This window comes from Lentzea sp. NPDC051838 (assembly GCF_040681245.1).
Lineage (GTDB): Bacteria > Actinomycetota > Actinomycetes > Mycobacteriales > Pseudonocardiaceae > Lentzea.
In genome coordinates, this window is sequence record NZ_JBFAYI010000040.1 from 19,197 (window position 1) to 37,336 (window position 18,140).

Consider the following 18,140-nt stretch of genomic DNA (forward strand, 5'->3'; position numbering starts at 1 on the left):
CCCCATGGAGCGGAGCTCGCGGTGACGAGAGGCTGGGAGCATGGGGACCTTCAAGCTGCTGGTCGTGGCGGCAGTCGTGCTGGGCTGTGTGCCCGCGGCGGCTGCCTCGACCTCGACACTTCAACGCGACGTGAACACCTTGTCCGCCACCGGAACCACCGGCGTGCTCGCCGAGGTCAGCGACTCCTCGCGGGCACGTGCGGGCGGTGTTCCGTGGAACGCCAAGCACCGGATCGCGAGCACCACCAAGCCGTTCACCGCCACCGTCGTCCTGCAGTTGGTCGGCGAGGGCGAGTTGCATCTCGACGACACCGTCGAGCAGTGGTTGCCCGGACTGGTCGCAGGCAACGACAACCACGGTTCGAAGATCACCGTGCGGCAGCTGCTGGGGCACAAGAGCGGGCTGCGCGACTACCTGGACGACCTGCCGCTGGAACGCGCCACCACCCCTGAGGAGTTCAAACGGGAGCGCTTCCGCGCGTACCGTCCCGAACAGCTGGTCGCCATGGCCGTGAGCCGGCCGCCGGTGTTCCAGCCGGAGGAAGACAAGTGGAGCTACTCCAACACCAACTACGTCCTGGCCGAGATGATCATCGAGAAGGCCACCGGTGCGTCGTGGCAGCAGGCGGTGCACGAGCGCATCGTCGAACCCCTGGGGCTGGCGGACACCATCCTCACCGGCACGTCCGCCTACCTGCCGTCGCCGCGCCTCGCTCCGCACAAGCGCCTGCGGCCGGGCGGCCCGGAGGTCGACGTGTCGACCTATGTCGCCGGCCACGGTGACGCTTCCATCATCAGCACGACGAGTGACGTCAACAGCTTCTTCCGCGCGCTGCTGGGTGGTCGGCTGTTGAAGCCGGCGCAGCTGGCGGAGATGCAGAAGACCACACCCGCCGAGCAGTACGAGCCCGTCTGGGACGAGCCCGGCTACGGGCTGGGGCTGATGAAACGCCGGCTGTCCTGCGGCGAGCACGTCTGGTTCCACGGCGGCGGGTTCCTGAACGCCATCACCGACAACGCCGTCACAACCGACGGCCGCCGCGCTGTCACGGTGTTCGTCGCCAGCGCCCTGGAAGCGGGCCAGGACCCGATCCCGCAGTACCGCGCGTCGGCCGCGCTGATCGACCACGCGCTGTGCGGCAAGCGATGAGTTTCAGTCCGCTCTCTGGTCTTCAGGTACATCCACGTTTTGGAGGTACCTGTGAAGCTCTTGCTCACCTCAGGCGGCGTCACGAACCCGAGCATCCACTCGGCGCTCGTGGGGCTTCTCGGCAAGCCGATCTCCGAGTGCCACGCCCTCTGCGTGCCGACAGCCCAGTGGGGTCACCCGATGTCCGCCCCGGTGTCGGTGCGGGGATTCGTGGCCGCCGAGCCCCGGTGGCGGAACTTCTCCGGCCTGGGCTGGGCGTCGCTCGGTGTCCTGGAGCTGACCGCGCTGCCCACCGTCGGCGCACAACGATGGGTTCCCTGGGTCGAGGAGGCGGACGTGCTCCTGGTCGGCGGCGGCGACGCGACGTACCTGTGCCACTGGATGAGGGAGTCCGGGCTGGCCGATCTGCTGCCTTCGTTGCCGGACAAGGTCTGGGTCGGAGTGAGTGCGGGCAGCATGGTGATGACGCCCCGGATCGGGACGGACTTCGTCGAGTGGCCGTCCGCGCCGGACGACCGCACTCTGGGAGTAGTCGACTTCTCGATCTTCCCGCACCTGGACTTCTTCCCCACGAACACCATGGCCGACGCTGAACGGTGGGCCGCGGAGATCGGTGTCCCGGCCTACGCCATCGACGAACAGACGGCCATCCAGGTCGTCGACGGGTCCGTCGAGGTGATCTCCGAAGGACGATGGAAGACGTTCGGGGTGTAGCGGAGGATGCAGGATTCGAACCTGCGCGGCGCTCGCGCGCCGACCACCGTTTTCGAGACGGATGCCTTACCGGACTCGGCCAATCCTCCTTACCAGGACGCGGAGGGCGCGCGGGTCGAACGCGCGCCGGGGGTGAACCCGGACCACGGCTTAGCAAACCGGTGCCTTACCACTCGGCCAGCCCTCCTCGTCCTGCGTGGCTCCCCAGGGAGTCGAACCCTGACCGCCGAGTCTTCACCCCGGTGCTCTGCCAGTTGAGCTAAAGAGCCTGGCGCGCATTCCAAAGAATGGAGTGCGCCTTTCACAAAGTCGGATGCCCGCGAGTCGAACGCGGTATGTCCTCATCCCAAATGAGGCGGGTTAGCCGTCTCCCTCGCATCCGCGAGCACCCCTGCCAGGAGTCGAACCTGAATCTCGGCGTTCGTAGCGCCGCACTCTTTCCATTGAGCTACAAGGGCGAAATGAAAGCACGCTGAATACAAGAAGCCGCCCTGCTCGGTCTCCCGAGGGGCGGCTCCCTGAACATAACGTTCTACCAGGTCATGGCGGGGAGCCGGCGCCGCTCTCCGACGAGAACGGGCGCGAGGACGGTCGGCGTGAGCTAAATCGGCTGCCGCTCATGTCGTTTCCCTTCCGTCTCGGTGTTGGTACGAACATTACGGGTGGTCGCGGTGTTCGTCAATCATTTATTCGACATCGGCAGACGGTCGAACACGCTGATGATGTGCGTGATGCTTCCGTTCTCGACGGTGAAGTGGTCGATTCCGCGGAAGTCCTGCACGAACGGGGTGTCCGTCGTGTACACGGCCACGGCGCGGTTGCCGTCGCCCAGCACGTCGATCACCGAGGCGCTGGTGACCATGCTGACGAACCGCGAGAGGAACTCCCGGTAGCGGTCGACTCCCTCGAACCGGCCGCTCGGGGCCTCGCACACGACGTCGGGAGCGAGGAGGCTCAGGGCCTTGTCGACGTCGCCGCTGGTCCACGCCCGGACGAAGTCGTCGGCGGTCTGCTGTGCAGTGCTCGTAGTCATGTGCGGCAGCATCGCAACGGATATAAGACATCCTCCGTCATATATTTCTGAGATTCTCGACGGCATGAGATCCGACCGGCTGCTGTCGATCCTGCTGCTGCTCCAGACCCACGGGCAGCTGTCGGCGGCCGACCTCGCCGAGCGCCTGGAGGTGTCGACGCGGACGATCATGCGTGACGTGGAGGCCCTGTCGGCGGCGGGTGTGCCGGTCTACACCGAGCGCGGACGTGCCGGCGGAATCGCCCTGCTGCCCGGCTATCGCACCGACGTCACCGGTCTGACCGCCGACGAGTCACGCGCCCTGTTCGTCCTCATGACCGACCAGGCCCACAGCGATCTCGGGCTCGGGCAGGCACTGGGTTCCGCGCTGCGCAAGGTCATGGCTGCCCTGCCGGCGCTCCAACGGCCTGACGCCGACCTGGTCAGCCGCCGCGTCCTCGTCGACCCCGCCCGCTGGCGCACCAGTCAGCAGCCCGTCGACCTCGAGTTGCTCCAGCGCGCGGTCTTCAGCGACCGCCGGCTGAAACTGACTTACCGCCACGGCCGCGACAGTCAGGTCCGCAGCTACACGCTCGATCCCTACGGCCTCGTCAACAAGACCGGCGTCTGGTACCTGGTGGCCGATCACCGCGGGCAACCGAAGCTGTTCCGCGTCGACCGCATCCTCTCGGCCGCGGTCGTCGACGAACCCGTCCAGCGCCGCGATGGACTTGAGCTCGCCGACGTCTGGGAGCCGCTGAGGCGGGTCATCGACGACATCCCCGACCCGATCTCCGTCACGGTCAGCGTGCGCAGAGAGGTCCTCGGCAAGTTCCTGCGCATCCACGCCGCCGACCTCGCCGCTCCGCCGGTCGACGACGGCGCGGAAACCGTTGTGCTGGAACTGCACTTCCGCGCACTCCGCGCCGCCGAGACCCTGCTCGCCTTCGCGGGTGACGCGGAAGTCCTTGCCCCGCAAGAACTCCGCGACCTCCTCGCCCGCAAGGCCGCCGAAGCCCTTGCCGTCTACGAACGCTCGTAGGTCATGAACGAAACTCCGCTCTCGAACAGCTGCGCGTTGGTCCGCGCGAACTTCGTGATGTCGGCTTTCCCGTCGAACAACGGGATTCCGCGCCCGAACACCACTGGGTGGATCTTCAGCAGCAACGTGTCGATCAACGGCAGCAGCTCGGCGGCGAGCTTGCCGCCACCGCACAGCCAGATGTCGAGGCCTTCCTCTTCCTTGAGCTCACGCACGCGGCCGACGACGTCCTGACGGATCACGGCGACGTCGTGCGGGGTGTCGATCAGCGACGACGACACCACGAACTGCCGCAGGTGCGCGTAGGGCGACGGCAGACCGCCCGGCACCTGGTAGGTGTGGCGGCCCATCAGCACCGTGTCGAAGTGCCGGTTCGGTGCGTCCTGCAGTCCCAGTGCCTCGCGGAACTGGGTGGGCAGCGTGTCCGGGTACTCGGCGTTGATGCCGGCCATGTGGTCGCCTTCGAAGACGAACCCGTCGAAGGTCCCGTCCTCGGCCGCGATGAACCCGTCCAGCGTCACTGCCACGTAGTAGACGAGCTTTCGCATCTAGATCATCCCCTCAGATGTTTGAACCACGACAACTGTAGTACTATGGCTGTAGTGGTTGTCAAGGAGGAAACGTGGTCCGCAACGAAGCACGGCGAACGGCACTGCTGGACGCGGCGATCGACGTCCTGGCCGAGGAGGGCGCGCGGGGCCTGACCTACCGCGCGATCGACGCCAAGGCGGAGGTGCCCGCGGGCACGGCGTCGAACTACTTCGCCAACCGCGACGACCTCATGTCGGAGGTGGCGATCAGGGTCAACCAGCGGCTCATGCCGTCCGACGAGTCGATCGCGGAGTCGCTCGCCCTGCCCCGCGACAGGGCGCTCACGCTCAAGTTCATGCACGACATCATCAAGCGGGCGGACGCCGACAAGGCCTGCTATCTCGCGATGATGGAGCTGCGGCTGGAGGCCACCAGGAGGCCCGACCTGCGGACCGCGCTCACGAAAACGGTCGCCGACAACCTCGAGTTCAACGTGAGCTTCCACCTGGACTCGGAGCTGCCCGGCGACCGGATGACCGTCGTCTCGCTGTACTTCGCGATGACCGGGTTGATCTACGAACGACTGACGCTGCCGGACATCACCGCGCCGATGGACCTCGACGAGCTCATCGAGGTCCTCGTCGACCGCGCTATCGGCTGAGCGGACCGCCGGTGATCGTCAGCGAAACCGCGATCACCACGATGCCCAAGGTGGAGTAGAGGAACGCGTCCATGCCACGGCCGCGGATCTTGATCAGACCGGCCTGCTCGTCGGTCACCAGGATCCGCAGCACGGCCGCGACCAGCAGCGACACGCCGAGCAGCACGGCGCCCTGCCGCCAGTGGTACTGGAAGATCCGCACCAGCCCGAGCACACCGACCCCGAGCACCAGCGCGAACGGCAGGTGCTTCCCGGGGCCCGAGCGCCAGCGCTGTTCCGGCATGAGCGCCTCTGCGTCAGACCGTCGCATGGGCGCGCTCGGCGGCTTCGACGGTGTTGGTCAGCAGCATCGCGACGGTCATCGGGCCGGCGCCGCCGGGGATCGGGGCCAGCCAGCCGGCGACCTCGCGCACCTCGGGGGCCACGTCGCCGACGAGCCCGGCCTCGGTGCGGGTGATGCCGACGTCGACCACGGCCGCGCCCGGCTTCACCATGTCCGCGGTGATCAGGCCGGGGCTGCCCGCGCCCGCGATCACGATGTCCGCGCGGCGCACCTCGGCGGCGAGATCCTTGGTGCCGGTGTGGCACAGCGTCACGGTGGCGTTCTCACTGCGGCGGGTCAGCAGCAGGCCGATCGGGCGGCCCACGGTGACGCCACGGCCGATGACCGTGACGTTGGCGCCGGAGATCGGCACGTCGTAGCGGCGCAGCAGTTCCACGATGCCGCGCGGGGTCGCGGGCAGCGCGGCGTCGATGCCGAGCACGAGCTTGCCCAGGTTGACCGGGTGCAGGCCGTCGCCGTCCTTGCGCGGGTCGATGCGCTCCAGGATCGGGCCCGCGTCGAGGTGCTTGGGCAGCGGCAGCTGAACGATGTAGGCGGTGACCTCGGGGTTCGCGTTCAGCTCGTCGATGACGGCCTCCAGCTCCTCCTGCGTGGTCTCCTCGGGCAGGTCGCGGCGGATCGACTTGATGCCGACCTTCTCGCACGCCCTGTGCTTGCCCCTGACGTACGAGTGCGAGCCGGGGTCGTCGCCGACCAGCACGGTGGCCAGACCGACCGAGCCGGGCAGCGCGGCGACCCGCGCCTTGAGGTCCTCGAACAGCGCGTTCCGGGTTTCGTTGCCGTTGAGCAGCGTCGCAGTCACGTCTTCATCCTCCCACTGGGCAGCGCGGCCACGCCCACCGACACCAGCGTCAGCACCACGCCGATGATCGTCGGCAACACCAGGTGCCCGCTGACGGCGTCCAGCAGCACAGCCCCGATGAGCTGCCCGCACACCGCGCACAGCCCGACCATCAGCACGCCGATGAACCGCACGGACACGATCGCCCCGCCCACGCCGACGATGCCGAGCAACCCGCCTATGTAGAGCCACCACTGCGACGGGAACGCGGCCGCTCCACGCGCCGCCACCAGGTTGACCACCGCCAGCACGACCGTGCCCGTGGCGAAGTTCACCATGATCGTGACCAGCGAGTGGCCGGACGCCTCGCGCACCAGTCCGTTCACGGCCTGCTGCCAGCCCATCAGCAGTCCGGCGACCAGCGGCAGCACCGCGAGCCACAACGCGCCGGGCGACGTGAAACGGGTGGACACGGCGACCACCACGGCGACGACACCGACCGCCGCCCCGGCCACGCGGGTCCACGTCAGCGGCTTCGGCTCGCCCGGCCCGATCCCGCTCCGGTCGACGACCAGGCTGCTCACGACCTGCCCGACGACCACCGCCACCGTGAACACCGCCACACCGATGGTCGCGATCGCGAGGCCCTGGGAGGCGACGAGGAACGCTCCGCAGGTGCCGCCGATGCATTCCCACCAGCGAATTCGCCTCTGCCTCAACGCATCCCGCAACCGCAGGAGGCCGGCTCTGCCCGACTTCGCCGGCAGCACCGCGGTGATCAGCACGAGCAGTCCACCGCCGAATGAGACGAGAGCCGCCAGCAGTCCGTTGTGCAGTTCCTGTGCCAACGAGCCGTTGATCCGCCCCTGCACCGCGATCGCCACACCGCCCAGTGCGGCGAGGAGACCGCCTGTCACCTGCGAGGACCGCGACACCGGGCCTCCGGGGTTCTTGATCAGCTTTAACGCGGGCACACGACCAGGTTATGGTCGGGCCTCCACCGTTCGGCGCAGCGGCGGGGGACGTGTGCGATCCGGCGAGTTGCGGGGGAAGATGTTGGCGTGTCCGAGCCGAAGCCGTTGAACCCTACTGAGCAGGACGCTCTGGTCAAGCAGATCGGCCTGACTCTCATGCGGGCCGCACCAGAGGACTGGCGCAGCGTGATCGCGCAGTACCGAGCCACCGGCCGGTACTTCGAGCTGGAAGCCGAGATGCGGCTGCAGGACGGCTCCTCGCACTCCTGGGCGCCGCCGCAGGACGTCGCGTCCTTGTTCGCCCGGCTGCGGGCGGGCATGCACCGCGAGGGCAGGGGCAGCTGGACGAACGCCCGCTACCAGCTGGATCACCCGTCGAGCTACAACCTCGACTTCGACCGAGCCGAGCCGAGCTGGCAGACGCCTCCTCCGCAGCAGGCGTACTTCGACGAGATGCGGTTCTTCCCGCGTGCCGACGAGAACCTGCCGGACTGGCTGCGCCGCAGGCTGAACCCGCCGACGCCGACGTTCCGCACGGTCCGGGTGTTCGACGGGGCCGGGCAGAACGGCCGTCCGTCGGTCAACCGCCCGCCGGTGCCCGAGGCCGAGGTCGCGCCGCTGCTGACGTACCTGTCGAACGCGCCGGTCGCCGTGGCCGGACGCGGGTTCGACGCGGACGTGCTGGCACCGGACGCGCCGCAGGTCGTGCCGTCCGGGTTCCAGACCGACGGCGGGTGGATCTGGCCCGCGGGTGTCTCCTACTACCTGCGCAAGTACGGCGTGCCGCCCGAGCCCGAGCTGGTCGAGCGCGCCCGTGCCGCCGGTTTCAGCCTGCCCGAGGTGTCCGAGGAGTCGAGGCTGGCCGCGGCCGCGAACATCGGCGCGCCCGCCGCGCCGCCCGGAACCCAGCTGCTCGAACCCGAGCCGGAACCGGAGCCCGAACCGGAACCGCAGGCCGACGCCACGCAGTTCGTGCAGGCGCCGACCTTCGAGCCCGCGGAGGAGCCGGAGGAGTACGACTTCGAGCCGATGTACCCCGAGCCGCGGGCTGCCGAGGTCACGACCGAGCAGCCGCAGGTCTCCGAGGAGGACCACGGCGCGACGGTCGCCGTCCCCGTGCCGCTGCCGACGAGCGACGGCCCGCCGTACCGCGTGGTCTTCGACTCCGACGGCGTGCCCGACCACGTCGACGAGCGGCGCCTGCGCGACACCTACGGCGCCGGCATGGACCTCTTCGCGCCGCACCCGAGCGAGGAAGAGGCGCCGGAACCCGTCGTCAAGGCGGTGCCCGACCCCGAACCGATCGCCGAAGAATCGAACGAAATCGGCCCCGGCGACGAACACGAAGTCGTGGACGCCGCCGACGAACCCGAGATCCCGACCGCAGGGCCGGACGAGCCCGTGCTCCTCACGCACCACCGCGAGGCGGAGCTGACGGACACCATCGAGGCCGAGACCGAGGAACGCCCGCGCGACGCCATGCAGGACACGATGGCGTGGAGCCCGGTCCTCGACGAGCCCGCGGAGACCCCGGCCGAGGTGACCGAGGAGCACCCGGTCGTCGCGGTCGCCGAGGACGAGCCGGACCTGGCCGAGGAGGAGATCGAGTCCACCACCTCGTTCGAGCCCCAGGCCTTCGAGCCCCAGGCCTTCGAGCCCCAGGCCTTCGAACCGCAGGCCTTCGAGTCCCAGGGCTTCGAGTCCAAGGCATTTGAGTCCCAGCTCGACGTGCACTTCGACCCGGAGCCCGTCGCCGAGCCCTCGCCGGTGCCGCCTCCTGTGGTGCCGGTCGTGCCGGTGCCGGTTCCCGCGCCCGCTCCCGTCGAGGAGACGACCCAGTTCGACGCGGCGCTGTTCAACGAGCCGGAGCCCGAACCGGAACCCGAGCCCGAACCGGAGCCGGTGAAGCCGCCGCGCACCGTCACGCCGGAGGAAGACCGCGAGCTGTCGGGCACCCGCCGCGCGCTGGACGACCTCAACGTGCCGCACGGCGTCTTCCGCATCGGTGAGCCCGCCGACCGCACCTGGACGCTGCACCTCGACGGCGACCAGTGGGAGGTGTGCTGGTTCGACCACGGCCCGAAGAGCCCGGTGCGGTTCGACAAGGTCGAGGACGCGTCGGCGTACCTGGTCGGCAAGCTGGTGCTGGGCAACTTCCGCACGATTCCGCGGGCTCCCCAGCCGCCGCCACCGCAGCGGCCGATGACCAACGGTTTCCGCGAGGAGCCGCGCCGGCCCGTTCCGCCGCAGCGCCCGCCGATGCCGGCCCCGCAGGCGCCGATGCCCGCCCCGCAGGCCCAGCAGGCACCGCCGCCCCCGCCTGCTCCTCCGCAGATCCCGGCACCGGCTCCGGCACCCTCGCCGGTCGCCGCCGCCGTGGCCCAGGAGGAGCCGTCGAAGCGGAAGTTCCCGATCTCGCCGCTCGCGGGCGAGCCGCCGCTGACGTTGTTCCGCCACAAGCAGATGTTCGAGCTGCCGGCGGGCACCGAGGTCGACCGCTACGGCGACCAGAGCGGCAACCTCGTCTACGTGGCGGGCACCCCGTTCCCGGAACGCAGCCTCGTGCCGTCGTGGATCAACCGCCCGTACCGCGTGTACCGGTTGCGCCGCCCGCTCGAGGTGCTGACGGGTGTCGCGGTGCCGTGGTTCGAGCAGCCGGGTGGCGGAACCGCCTACCTGCTGCCGAAGGCCGTCGAGGAGATGGTCGCCGACGGCATCCTGGTGGAGATCACGGGATCAGCTGACAACTAGTCCGTAAGCCGCGGCGAAAGCGATCGCCGTGTCGATGTCGATCAGGGCTCCGGCGAGCTTGGCTTGCCGGAGCCCGTTCGCGTCGATCTTCGCTCCGCGCAGGTCCGCGCCTTCGAGCTTGGCGTCGAGCAGCCGCGCGCCCATCAGGTCCGCACCGCTCAGATCCGTGTTGCGCAGATCGGCTTCGCTGAGGTTGGTCTCGCGGAACCGCTGACCTGCCAGCTTCAGGTCGTACAGCGGCGCCTTCACGAACGACGCCAGCGTGAAGTCCACCTCCGTGAAGGTGACCGGCCGCAGCACGCAGTCGACGAAGTTCGACCCCATGAGGCTGCACGAGTTGAACGTCGACCGCGTCAGCACCGTGCGGTCGAAGGTGCACTGGCGGAACGCCGTCGCCTGGTGCTTCGACTCACCGAGATCCGTCCGGGTGAAGTCGCACCGGGTGAACGTGCACCCCGCCGTGACGAGCTCGCGGAGATCGGCTTCGGTGAAGTCGCAGTCGGTGAAAGACCGCTTCTCCCAGTGCTGATTGGGCAAGTTGGCGTCGGCGTAATCTTCGCCAACCTCTTCGACCGGGTTGTCCACTCTCACACTCTGCCATTGGCCACGTGTTGGTAACGTGCGGGTCGCCGGGCGACCTGCCCGACGTCAACGAGGACCGTCATTCGGGAAGGCTCATGACCCGCACGCCCGTGAACGTCACTGTCACCGGTGCAGCCGGCCAGATCGGCTACGCACTGCTCTTCCGCATCGCTTCCGGCCACCTGCTGGGCCCGGACACCCCGGTCAACCTGCGGCTGCTGGAGATCACCCCCGCGCTGAAGGCCGCCGAGGGCACCGCGATGGAGCTCGACGACTGCGCCTTCCCGCTGCTCAAGGGCATCACGATCACCGACGACGCGAAGACCGCGTTCGACGGCGTGAACGTGGCCCTGCTCGTCGGCGCCCGCCCCCGCACCAAGGGCATGGAGCGCGGCGACCTGCTCGAGGCCAACGGCGGCATCTTCAAGCCGCAGGGCGAGGCGATCAACGCCGGCGCCGCGGACGACGTGAAGGTGCTCGTGGTCGGCAACCCGGCCAACACCAACGCCCTCATCGCCCAGCAGCACGCGCCGGACGTCCCGCGCGAGCGCTTCACCGCGATGACGCGCCTGGACCACAACCGCGCCCTGTCGCAGCTCGCCAAGAAGCTGGGCGTCGCGGTCACCGACATCCAGAACATGACGATCTGGGGCAACCACTCGGCCACCCAGTACCCGGACCTGTTCCACGCCAAGGTCGGCGACAAGACCGCCGCCGAGGCCGTGAACGACCAGGCGTGGCTGGAGAACGACTTCATCCCGACCGTCGCCAAGCGCGGTGCGGCGATCATCGAGGCCCGTGGCGCGTCGTCGGCCGCTTCCGCCGCGAACGCCGCCATCGACCACATCTACGACTGGGTCAACGGCACCGAGTGGACCTCGATGGCCATCCCGTCGGACGGTTCGTACGGCGTGCCCGAGGGCATCATCTCGTCGTTCCCGGTCAAGTGCTCCGGTGGTTCGTACGAGATCATCCAGGGCCTGGAGATCGACGAGTTCTCCCGCGGCCGCATCGACGCCTCCGTGGCCGAGCTGGTCGAGGAGCGCGACGCGGTCAAGGGCCTCGGCCTGATCTGATTTCGTGAGAGTGTTGGGCACGTGCGCATTCCATGGGACGTGCCCCAGCCACAGCTCTCCGATGACGTGCATCCTGCGCTCGCTGACGCCGCCCGCGCGGCGTCAGCGGCGTACGGACGCGCCCGATCTCTGCACACGCGCCTGGAGCTCCGCGAGGACGTCGCGGACGGCGCCGACGGAACACCGACGATGCGCGTCGATCGCATCGTCGAAGACGCGATCCTGGAATCCATCCACCGCAGTCGCGTGAACCTGCTCTCCGAGGAAGCCGGGTTCGTCGACAACGCCTCCTCGATCACCCTCGTCATCGACCCGGTCGACGGGTCCGCGAACGCCGCGTTCGGTGTCCCTCTCTCTTGCTTCGCCGGTGTCGTCGTTGAAGACGGTGTCGCTCACGAAGCTTTGACCACGTGGTTCGACACGGGCCGTGCGTGGCACGCGCGCGCAGGAGTACCGACGTCGTTCCGCACCACCGGACGCACGTCGTTGGACGGCGCGTCCGTGTGTTTGATGCGCCCCAAGACCGGCACGCAGGACGCGTGGCTGCGCATCGCGAACCGCGCGGACCGCATCCGGGTGCTGTGCACGACCTGCCTGGAAACCATGCTGGTGGCCGAGGGCACCGTCGACGCGTTCATCGACCCTGGCAGCGACACGCACCGGATCATGGACCTCGCGACGGCCCTGGTCACCGTGCCCGCCGCGGGTGGCGTGCTGGTCGACCTGCACGGCCGGCCGTTCACGTTCGAACCCGACCTGACCCACCGGTGGTCAGGGGTGGCGGCAGCGACTCCTCAGCTGGCCGAGGAGCTGATCGCGACCGTTCTGGGTTAGATCTCGCCGCGTGGTTCGACGATGCAGTCGGGTCCGGGGAAGACCAGGCCCTCGTGGCCGTCGTTGAAGCGGACCAGGTACGGCGGCTGGCCGTCCATTCCGCGCACTTCGAGGATCTCGCCCAGGCGCTCCTCGAGTCCTACGGAGCGGCTGTGGACGTGGAGCCTGTCACCAACGGTTGCTTGCATGATGCTGCGACACCTCCGGTGTGCGGCGTGAGGCATGGCGCGCTGAACGCGTTAAAGCCTAGGCCGACACCGGAGGTGCGCAACAGGGCTCAAGTGCTCATCCGCCGCAGGCCGAGGAAACCTTCGCCACGAGGTCGGCCTTCTGCTGCACCCAGTCCGCCGCGGAGCCGACGTTCTGCATGCCGTTGGCCGCCTCTTCCAGGGCCTTCTTCACCTGCTCGTCCGGAGAGGAGCTCGCGAGCTTCTCCAGCTCGGCGGCCTTGGCCTTGGTGTCCTCCAGCGCCTTCTGCGGGTCGCTCAGGTCCGGCGAGAAGCCCAGGAGCTGGATCGCGTCGGCGCACAGCTTCACCTTGTCCGCGGTGTCGCTGACTCCCTGGATCGCGTCGCACGCCGTCAGGCTGCCCAACGCGATGACGGCTGCTGCCAGCGTTCCAACTACGCGCATTCGCTCTCCCTCATGCCCGATCTGTCCGTTTGTGTCACTCATGACTCTACCGATGCGCGTCCGCTGAGACCTGGCGTTGGTAGAGCTTGCGGATGACGTCGTCGATTTCCGGCTCCACGACGGCGAGGTCGTGGACCTCCACCTGCCGCACCACCTGGGTGATCAACTGTGCCGCCGTCGTCTCCGCTCTCCTGAACGTGAGGTGGTGCCGCAGCCCTCCCGCCTCGCTGCGCACCGCCGTTACTCCAGGGACGTCCGGCGCCGGGCCGGGTTCCCTGAGCTCGATGACCAGCACGCGGTCCGGGGTGACCTCGGCGCGCAGTTCGTCCAGCGGTCCGTCGGCGAGCACCCGGCCGTGGTCGATCACCATCAGCCGCGGGCAGAGGCGTTCGATGTCGTCGAGGTCGTGGGTGGTGAGCAGCAACGTCGTGCCGCGGCGGGTGTTGATGTCCTGCAGGAACTCCCGCAGGCGTTCCTTCGACTCCAGGTCCAGGCCGATCGTCGGTTCGTCGAGCACCAGCAGCTCCGGCGCGTGCAGCAGAGCCGCCGTGATCTCGCCGCGCATCCGTTGGCCCAGCGAGAGCTGACGCACCGGCGTGACCAGGAACTCTTGCAGGCCAAGGAGTTCGACGCACTCGTCGAGCCTGCGCCGATAGTCCTGCGCCGACACCCGGTAGATCGACCTCAGCAGGTCGAAGCTGTCCTGCAGCGGCAGGTCCCACCACAGCTGGCTGCGCTGGCCGAACACCACGCCGATGCGCTTGGCGAGATCGCGGCGCTGCTTGGACGGGTCCACGCCGCCCACCCGGATGTGCCCGCTGGTCGGCACCAGGATCCCGGTCAGCATCTTGATCGTCGTGGACTTGCCGGCCCCGTTCGGCCCGACGTACCCGACGGCCTCGCCCGCCTCCACCCCGAACGTGACGTCGTCGACCGCCGTGACGGTCTTGTAGTTGCGCCGCAAGCCTTTCGACGTGGCGACCTTGAACTCCCTGCGGAGCTCCCTGACCTCGATCATGATCCCGTTCCCCGGTAGTGCCTGACCGCGAACCGCCACACGAACCCGGCAACCCCGGCTGCCAGTGCCGCGACGAGCGGTGATGTCCAACCGACCCAGCCCGGCAGGCCGAGCGGGTCCTGCTTCCCGAGCAGCGCGAGGCTCGGGTAGTACGCGACGAACGCCCCCGGCACCACGTACGCCATCACCCAGCGCAGCGGCCGGGAGTAGACGTTGATCGGGTACGACGTGAAGGCGTTGCTGCCGTAGGTCACCGAGTTGGCGAACTCGCGTCCCTCGACGATCCAGAAGCAGATCGAGCAGGCGACCACCCAGACCGAGCTGTAGATGACAGTGCCCGCCAGCGGTGTCACCACGGTCAGCAGGATCTTCGCCGCCGACCAGTCGATCGGAACCTGCGTCAGCGCGTAGATCATCACGCCGAGCGCGCTGGTGATCCGCCCGATCCTGCGCAGCCTGATGTCCGAGCACATGATCTGCGGCAACGTGCCGAGCGGCCGCATCAGCAGCACGTCGAAGCTGCCCGTGCGGATGTAGGTCGGCAGGTTGTCGAGCTGCCCCGCGAAGAGGTCCGCCACTCCGAACGCCGTGCCCGCGAACGCGTACATCAGCAGCACTTCGTTCCTGGTGAACCCTCCGAGCGCGTCGATCTGGCTGAACAGCACCAGGATCACGATCAGCTCGTAGCACTGCGCCAGCACCTGCGACACGAAGTCCACCGCGAACGAGGCGCGGTAGGACAACTGGCTGCGCAGCTTCGCGCCGATGAGCTTGGGGTAGATGAACTCAGCCACCCTGCACCACCACCTTGCGCACCGCTCGCTGCAGCGCGAGGTGCCCGATCCCGAGGATCACCGCGGCCCAGAACGCTTGGTACAGCAGGAGTTTCACGACGTTCCCATGACCGAGGAACACGTCGATCGGTGCCTGGATCAACGCCGGGAACGGCGACATCCACAACGCTTCCCGCGCCCACTCGGGGAAGAACGAGATGGGCACAGTCAACCCGCACAGCAGGCCGGACGAGACGTTCCAGAACCCGTACAGCCCGCGGTTGTCGAGCAGCCAGAACGCGCTGAGCTCCACCAGAAACCGCACCCCGAAGCTGATCGTGAGCGCGATCGTCGCGCTGATCAGGAACAGCGGCCACCGGATCGGGTTCTCCGGGAACTGGAACGGGAACAGCAGCATGCCGAACACCACGGGCGGCGCGAGCCGGACGAAGAACGCGAACCCGCCGCGCCCGATGTCCTGAGCGAGCAGTGCGCTCTGCAGATGCCAGGGCCGATAGAGGTCTACTACTACGTCACCGGATCGCACGCGCTCGGCGAGCTCGTTGTTCCCCCACAGAAGGACGAACCCGAGCAGCCCCTGCCCGATCCAGACGTACGTGTTGGTGGCAGCGATGTCGTAGTCCGCGATCTCGCCGTTCGCAGCCGTGAGCGCGGCAGCGAGGATGGCGACCCGCAGCAGGCCGAAGACCACGTTCGCGGTCATTCCGGCCAGCATCGCTTGTCGGTAGGTCGAGTACCTTCGAAATCCAGCAATGATCAAATCGGCGTGGACACGCACGTCGTTCTACGTTAGTGACCGTCGCAAGTGGATTTGTTCAACTGCCGAAAGCGCTGTTCACGACCTCGCCCTCCTCGGGATCGGACCCGAGGCAGAGGAAGTAGTTGCGGGTGCCGTCGGCGAACCCGACCGCGGTGATCTCCCAGCCGGTGGTGTCGACGGTCGGCCGGGTGCTGGCCTTCATCACCGCCGCCGTGCAGACGTTCTTCACCTCGGCGGAGGCCAGCAGCTCGTCGGAGTCGACCGCGGGGATCGCGCCGGAGAGCCAGCCCCCGCCGAACGCCTCCCAGTAGTGCTCGTCCGCGCAGCTGCCGACCTTCCGCGCCGTGGCCGCCTCGCCTCCGACCGTGGTGATCCCGCGGTAGCAGGTCGACTTGTCGATGCAGAACCCGCTGTCGCACTTCTTGAGGAACGGCGGGACGTCCTCGGCCCCTCCCTGCTGCGTCGTCTGTGGTCCGGGGCCCTGGGCACCGGCTTTTTCGTTGTCGAAGAGGTTCCACGCGAGCACACCTGCGCCGATCGCGACGACGAGCCCGCCCGCCGCGACCAACGGCCACACCTTGCGCTTCGGCGGCTGAGGCACCGGAACGGTCGGCTGGCGCATCGGGTCGAGCAGCTCGTCACGCAACTGCGCGGCGCTCGGCGTGCGCAGGTTGGCGTCGGGGTGCAGAGCCCGCGCCAGGGTCTCGTGCAACGCGGCCGGCACACCGGGCACCGCCGTGACGGGCCTGCGCAGGATCTCGCCGAGCTGGTCGAACGACGTGATCGGCCACGGCACCGGACGTGGCGGCTTGCCCGCGAGCAGCGTGTAGAGCGTCGCGGCGAGCGAGTAGACGTCGGCCTGCGGCGTGGGTTCGGCCATCGCGAACGCTTCCGGCGGCGCGTAGCTGGGGCTCAGGGCGTCACGCGTGACCGTGCTGCCGCCCTGCGCGTCGAGCAGCGCCGCGAGCCCGAAGTCGGCGAGCTTCGGCGTGCCGTAGCGGTCGACGAGGATGTTGCCGGGCTTGATGTCCCGGTGCAGCACGCCTTCCGCGTGTGCGGCGGCGAGTGCGTCGGCGAGCTTCACGCCGAGGTCGCGGACCTGCTCGTGCGGCAACGGCCCGCGCTGGTCGAGCTGGTCGGCGAGCGAGCCGCCCGTGCACAGCTCCATGACCATGTACGGCGTGCCCTGCGCGGTGATGTGCGCGTCGTGCACCCCGACGACGTGCGGGTGCCCGGACAGCCTGGCCGCCGCGTGCGCCTCGCGGAGGAACCTTCGCTTGTCGCGCTCGTCGACGAGCACGCGATTGTCGATCTTGACCGCGACGTCGCGGCCGAGCTGGGCCTGATGGGCGCGGTAGACGGTGGCGAACCCGCCTGCGCCCAACGGTCTCAGGTCGGTCAGGCCGGGAATGCGGGGTGCGGTCACGCGCGGCACTCTAGCTCCGCACCCCGACACTCCTCGGGTTAGGCCGTGCAGTTCAGCGAACCGCTCCTGAGCGCGTGACTGCTCGTGTTGTCGTCGTCCGACCACAGCACGACCTTCTTGCCCGCACTGCAGGTCGGCGAGATCGCGAACCCTTCGAGGTTCACGTTCGAGAGCCCGGACGGCCGGTTGTACGTCGCGGTGACCTTGAAGTTGCCGCTGCTGATGGCGAGGGTGGTCGTCCGGCCGCTGCAGTTGTTGTCGCAGATCGTCCACAGCTTGCTGCCGTCGAACTCCAGGTCCATGACCTGCGCCTGCCCGCTCGCGAACTTCCTGAGCAGCTTGGCCTCGCCGCCCTGCAAGGCATACACGTACACCTCGCCGGTCGCCTCGAGCCCGACGAGGAACAACCCGCTGCCGTGACCGGGGTAGTCGGCGGGGTTGTAGGTCTTCCCGCTGCTGTCCTTGAAGCCGTTGGCGGTGAGGTACGAGTCCGGCACCCACGAGATGCCCTCGGGCCCGTCGTTGGGGTCGACGTCGGGCATGCCGCCGAGGTCCCACTCCGCGACCGCGTTGCTGCCGCTGCCGTACTTGAGGATCATCGGCCTGCTCACGTCACCGTCGTCGTTGTCGCGCTCGACAGCGACGAAGAGCCCGTCCGGCGTCGACACCACACCCTCGGCATCGGGATCGCCCTGCCCGTCGGCGAAGTTGAGCGACCGCTTCTGGTCCACCTTCCAGGTGCTGCCACTGGGCACGAGCCGGTACAGCGTCGAGGGGCTGTTCTTCACCGCCCACACGACGTTCGCGCTCTCGAACGAGAGCCCGCTGAGGTTCTTGCCGAAGACGCTCGTCCCGTCAGCCGTCTTGGTGGCCGAATCGCCGGGCCACGTCGTAGCGGCCTGCGCCGGGGTAACGGTGAGGCCGAGGGTGAGGACCGTGAAAACGCCAATCGCCTTGATGCGCAACGCAACCGCCCCTTCTCGCACGAGGTGGTCAAGATCGCACCTCGTTCGGGCTGGCGGCGTTCATCCAGTGGACCAGACGATGAACAGCGTGCG

General features: G+C 68.5%; 20 protein-coding genes and 4 tRNA genes. 7 read left to right on the forward strand and 17 right to left on the reverse strand.

The genetic code is table 11. The features are described 5' to 3' along the window. Window positions 1-40: 40 nt before the first annotated feature. The gene (locus AB0M24_RS43045; RefSeq protein ID WP_363780101.1) at window positions 41-1,150 is read left to right on the forward strand and encodes a serine hydrolase; all 1,110 of its coding nucleotides are present in this window, start codon (window positions 41-43) and stop codon (window positions 1,148-1,150) included. A gap of 51 nt (window positions 1,151-1,201) precedes the next feature. After that, a complete protein-coding gene (locus AB0M24_RS43050; protein WP_363780103.1) occupies window positions 1,202-1,864 on the forward strand; it encodes a Type 1 glutamine amidotransferase-like domain-containing protein in 663 nt (220 codons plus the stop codon). Here the strand turns inward: AB0M24_RS43050 and AB0M24_RS43055 are convergent. From AB0M24_RS43055 to AB0M24_RS43075, 5 genes are all read right to left on the reverse strand, one after another. Beyond that, window positions 1,865-1,953 (reverse strand) — tRNA-Ser (locus AB0M24_RS43055). Window positions 1,954-1,964: 11 nt separating this feature from the next. Beyond that, window positions 1,965-2,051 (reverse strand) — tRNA-Ser (locus tag AB0M24_RS43060). Between the two features lie 10 nt (window positions 2,052-2,061). After that, window positions 2,062-2,133 (reverse strand) — tRNA-Phe (locus AB0M24_RS43065). Window positions 2,134-2,250: 117 nt separating this feature from the next. Continuing rightward, window positions 2,251-2,322: transfer RNA gene (locus AB0M24_RS43070), tRNA-Arg, on the reverse strand. Between the two features lie 224 nt (window positions 2,323-2,546). After that, on the reverse strand, window positions 2,547-2,897 hold the full coding sequence (locus AB0M24_RS43075; RefSeq protein ID WP_363780105.1) for a nuclear transport factor 2 family protein: 351 nt from the start codon (window positions 2,895-2,897) through the stop codon (window positions 2,547-2,549). Between the two features lie 64 nt (window positions 2,898-2,961). Between AB0M24_RS43075 and AB0M24_RS43080 the strand changes: the two genes are divergently transcribed. Next, a complete protein-coding gene (locus tag AB0M24_RS43080; RefSeq protein ID WP_363780107.1) occupies window positions 2,962-3,918 on the forward strand; it encodes a YafY family protein in 957 nt (318 codons plus the stop codon). Here the strand turns inward: AB0M24_RS43080 and AB0M24_RS43085 are convergent. Beyond that, the gene (locus AB0M24_RS43085; RefSeq protein WP_363780109.1) at window positions 3,903-4,466 is read right to left on the reverse strand and encodes a dihydrofolate reductase family protein; all 564 of its coding nucleotides are present in this window, start codon (window positions 4,464-4,466) and stop codon (window positions 3,903-3,905) included. The genes AB0M24_RS43080 and AB0M24_RS43085 overlap by 16 nt on opposite strands. 74 nt (window positions 4,467-4,540) lie before the next feature. On the opposite strand from AB0M24_RS43085, the gene AB0M24_RS43090 reads away from it, so the two are divergent. Continuing rightward, window positions 4,541-5,110, forward strand: coding sequence for a TetR family transcriptional regulator (locus AB0M24_RS43090; RefSeq protein WP_363780111.1), 570 nt, complete (start codon window positions 4,541-4,543; stop codon window positions 5,108-5,110). Here the strand turns inward: AB0M24_RS43090 and AB0M24_RS43095 are convergent. Genes AB0M24_RS43095 through AB0M24_RS43105 form a run of 3 tightly spaced genes read right to left on the reverse strand, consistent with a single transcriptional unit; the run spans window position 5,100 to window position 7,208 of the window. After that, the gene (locus AB0M24_RS43095) at window positions 5,100-5,393 is read right to left on the reverse strand and encodes a DUF3017 domain-containing protein (protein ID WP_355559355.1); all 294 of its coding nucleotides are present in this window, start codon (window positions 5,391-5,393) and stop codon (window positions 5,100-5,102) included. The two genes, AB0M24_RS43090 and AB0M24_RS43095, sit on opposite strands and share 11 nt — an antisense overlap. A 13-nt stretch (window positions 5,394-5,406) precedes the next feature. Further along, complete coding sequence (locus AB0M24_RS43100; RefSeq protein WP_363780113.1) at window positions 5,407-6,255, reverse strand: bifunctional methylenetetrahydrofolate dehydrogenase/methenyltetrahydrofolate cyclohydrolase; 849 nt, start codon at window positions 6,253-6,255, stop codon at window positions 5,407-5,409. Beyond that, window positions 6,252-7,208 (reverse strand): DMT family transporter, encoded by a 957-nt coding sequence (locus AB0M24_RS43105; protein WP_363780115.1) that lies wholly within the window; start codon window positions 7,206-7,208, stop codon window positions 6,252-6,254. Before AB0M24_RS43105 ends, AB0M24_RS43100 begins: the two co-directional genes overlap by 4 nt. Before the next feature lie 87 nt (window positions 7,209-7,295). On the opposite strand from AB0M24_RS43105, the gene AB0M24_RS43110 reads away from it, so the two are divergent. Beyond that, window positions 7,296-9,959, forward strand: a complete 2,664-nt coding sequence (locus AB0M24_RS43110; protein ID WP_363780117.1) for a glycohydrolase toxin TNT-related protein — start codon at window positions 7,296-7,298, stop codon at window positions 9,957-9,959. On the opposite strand, the gene AB0M24_RS43115 is transcribed toward AB0M24_RS43110, so the two are convergent. Beyond that, window positions 9,945-10,544, reverse strand: coding sequence for a pentapeptide repeat-containing protein (locus AB0M24_RS43115; RefSeq protein WP_363780119.1), 600 nt, complete (start codon window positions 10,542-10,544; stop codon window positions 9,945-9,947). The two genes, AB0M24_RS43110 and AB0M24_RS43115, sit on opposite strands and share 15 nt — an antisense overlap. Window positions 10,545-10,636: 92 nt before the next feature. Here AB0M24_RS43115 and AB0M24_RS43120 point away from each other — a divergent pair, with 92 nt between their 5' ends. Both AB0M24_RS43120 and AB0M24_RS43125 read left to right on the forward strand, forming a co-directional pair. Further along, window positions 10,637-11,617, forward strand: a complete 981-nt coding sequence (locus AB0M24_RS43120) for a malate dehydrogenase (protein ID WP_045313228.1) — start codon at window positions 10,637-10,639, stop codon at window positions 11,615-11,617. A 21-nt stretch (window positions 11,618-11,638) separates the two neighbouring features. Next, the gene (locus AB0M24_RS43125) at window positions 11,639-12,451 is read left to right on the forward strand and encodes an inositol monophosphatase family protein (protein WP_363780122.1); all 813 of its coding nucleotides are present in this window, start codon (window positions 11,639-11,641) and stop codon (window positions 12,449-12,451) included. Here the strand turns inward: AB0M24_RS43125 and AB0M24_RS43130 are convergent. The 7 genes from AB0M24_RS43130 to AB0M24_RS43160 all read right to left on the reverse strand — a co-directional run bounded on the left by AB0M24_RS43130 (window position 12,448) and on the right by AB0M24_RS43160 (window position 18,047). Beyond that, window positions 12,448-12,639, reverse strand: a complete 192-nt coding sequence (locus tag AB0M24_RS43130; RefSeq protein WP_363780124.1) for a DUF1918 domain-containing protein — start codon at window positions 12,637-12,639, stop codon at window positions 12,448-12,450. The two genes, AB0M24_RS43125 and AB0M24_RS43130, sit on opposite strands and share 4 nt — an antisense overlap. Window positions 12,640-12,736: 97 nt before the next feature. After that, on the reverse strand, window positions 12,737-13,084 hold the full coding sequence (locus tag AB0M24_RS43135) for a hypothetical protein (protein ID WP_363780126.1): 348 nt from the start codon (window positions 13,082-13,084) through the stop codon (window positions 12,737-12,739). A 46-nt stretch (window positions 13,085-13,130) separates the two neighbouring features. After that, window positions 13,131-14,102, reverse strand: coding sequence for an ATP-binding cassette domain-containing protein (locus AB0M24_RS43140; RefSeq protein ID WP_363780128.1), 972 nt, complete (start codon window positions 14,100-14,102; stop codon window positions 13,131-13,133). Beyond that, window positions 14,099-14,896, reverse strand: coding sequence for an ABC-2 family transporter protein (locus AB0M24_RS43145; protein WP_363780130.1), 798 nt, complete (start codon window positions 14,894-14,896; stop codon window positions 14,099-14,101). The genes AB0M24_RS43140 and AB0M24_RS43145 overlap by 4 nt, the downstream gene beginning before the upstream one ends. Further along, window positions 14,889-15,599 (reverse strand): ABC-2 family transporter protein, encoded by a 711-nt coding sequence (locus AB0M24_RS43150; RefSeq protein WP_363780132.1) that lies wholly within the window; start codon window positions 15,597-15,599, stop codon window positions 14,889-14,891. The genes AB0M24_RS43145 and AB0M24_RS43150 overlap by 8 nt, the downstream gene beginning before the upstream one ends. A 112-nt stretch (window positions 15,600-15,711) precedes the next feature. Beyond that, a complete protein-coding gene (locus AB0M24_RS43155) occupies window positions 15,712-17,082 on the reverse strand; it encodes a serine/threonine-protein kinase (protein ID WP_363780134.1) in 1,371 nt (456 codons plus the stop codon). Between the two features lie 38 nt (window positions 17,083-17,120). Continuing rightward, entirely contained in the window at window positions 17,121-18,047 is a 927-nt protein-coding gene (locus tag AB0M24_RS43160; RefSeq protein WP_363780136.1) for a hypothetical protein, read from the reverse strand. Between the last annotated feature and the right edge of the window lie 93 nt (window positions 18,048-18,140).

Bases quoted from the DNA above. Each gene is read 5' to 3' on its own strand.
- AB0M24_RS43045 (WP_363780101.1), top strand. From the start codon at position 41: ATGGGGACCTTCAAGCTGCTGGTCGTGGCGGCAGTCGTGCTGGGCTGT.
- AB0M24_RS43075 (WP_363780105.1), bottom strand. From the start codon at position 2,897: ATGACTACGAGCACTGCACAGCAGACCGCCGACGACTTCGTCCGGGCG.
- AB0M24_RS43080 (WP_363780107.1), top strand. From the start codon at position 2,962: ATGAGATCCGACCGGCTGCTGTCGATCCTGCTGCTGCTCCAGACCCAC.
- AB0M24_RS43085 (WP_363780109.1), bottom strand. From the start codon at position 4,466: ATGCGAAAGCTCGTCTACTACGTGGCAGTGACGCTGGACGGGTTCATC.
- AB0M24_RS43095 (WP_355559355.1), bottom strand. From the start codon at position 5,393: ATGCCGGAACAGCGCTGGCGCTCGGGCCCCGGGAAGCACCTGCCGTTC.
- AB0M24_RS43120 (WP_045313228.1), top strand. From the start codon at position 10,637: ATGACCCGCACGCCCGTGAACGTCACTGTCACCGGTGCAGCCGGCCAG.
- AB0M24_RS43130 (WP_363780124.1), bottom strand. From the start codon at position 12,639: ATGCAAGCAACCGTTGGTGACAGGCTCCACGTCCACAGCCGCTCCGTA.
- AB0M24_RS43135 (WP_363780126.1), bottom strand. From the start codon at position 13,084: ATGCGCGTAGTTGGAACGCTGGCAGCAGCCGTCATCGCGTTGGGCAGC.
- AB0M24_RS43140 (WP_363780128.1), bottom strand. From the start codon at position 14,102: ATGATCGAGGTCAGGGAGCTCCGCAGGGAGTTCAAGGTCGCCACGTCG.
- AB0M24_RS43150 (WP_363780132.1), bottom strand. From the start codon at position 15,599: ATGACCGCGAACGTGGTCTTCGGCCTGCTGCGGGTCGCCATCCTCGCT.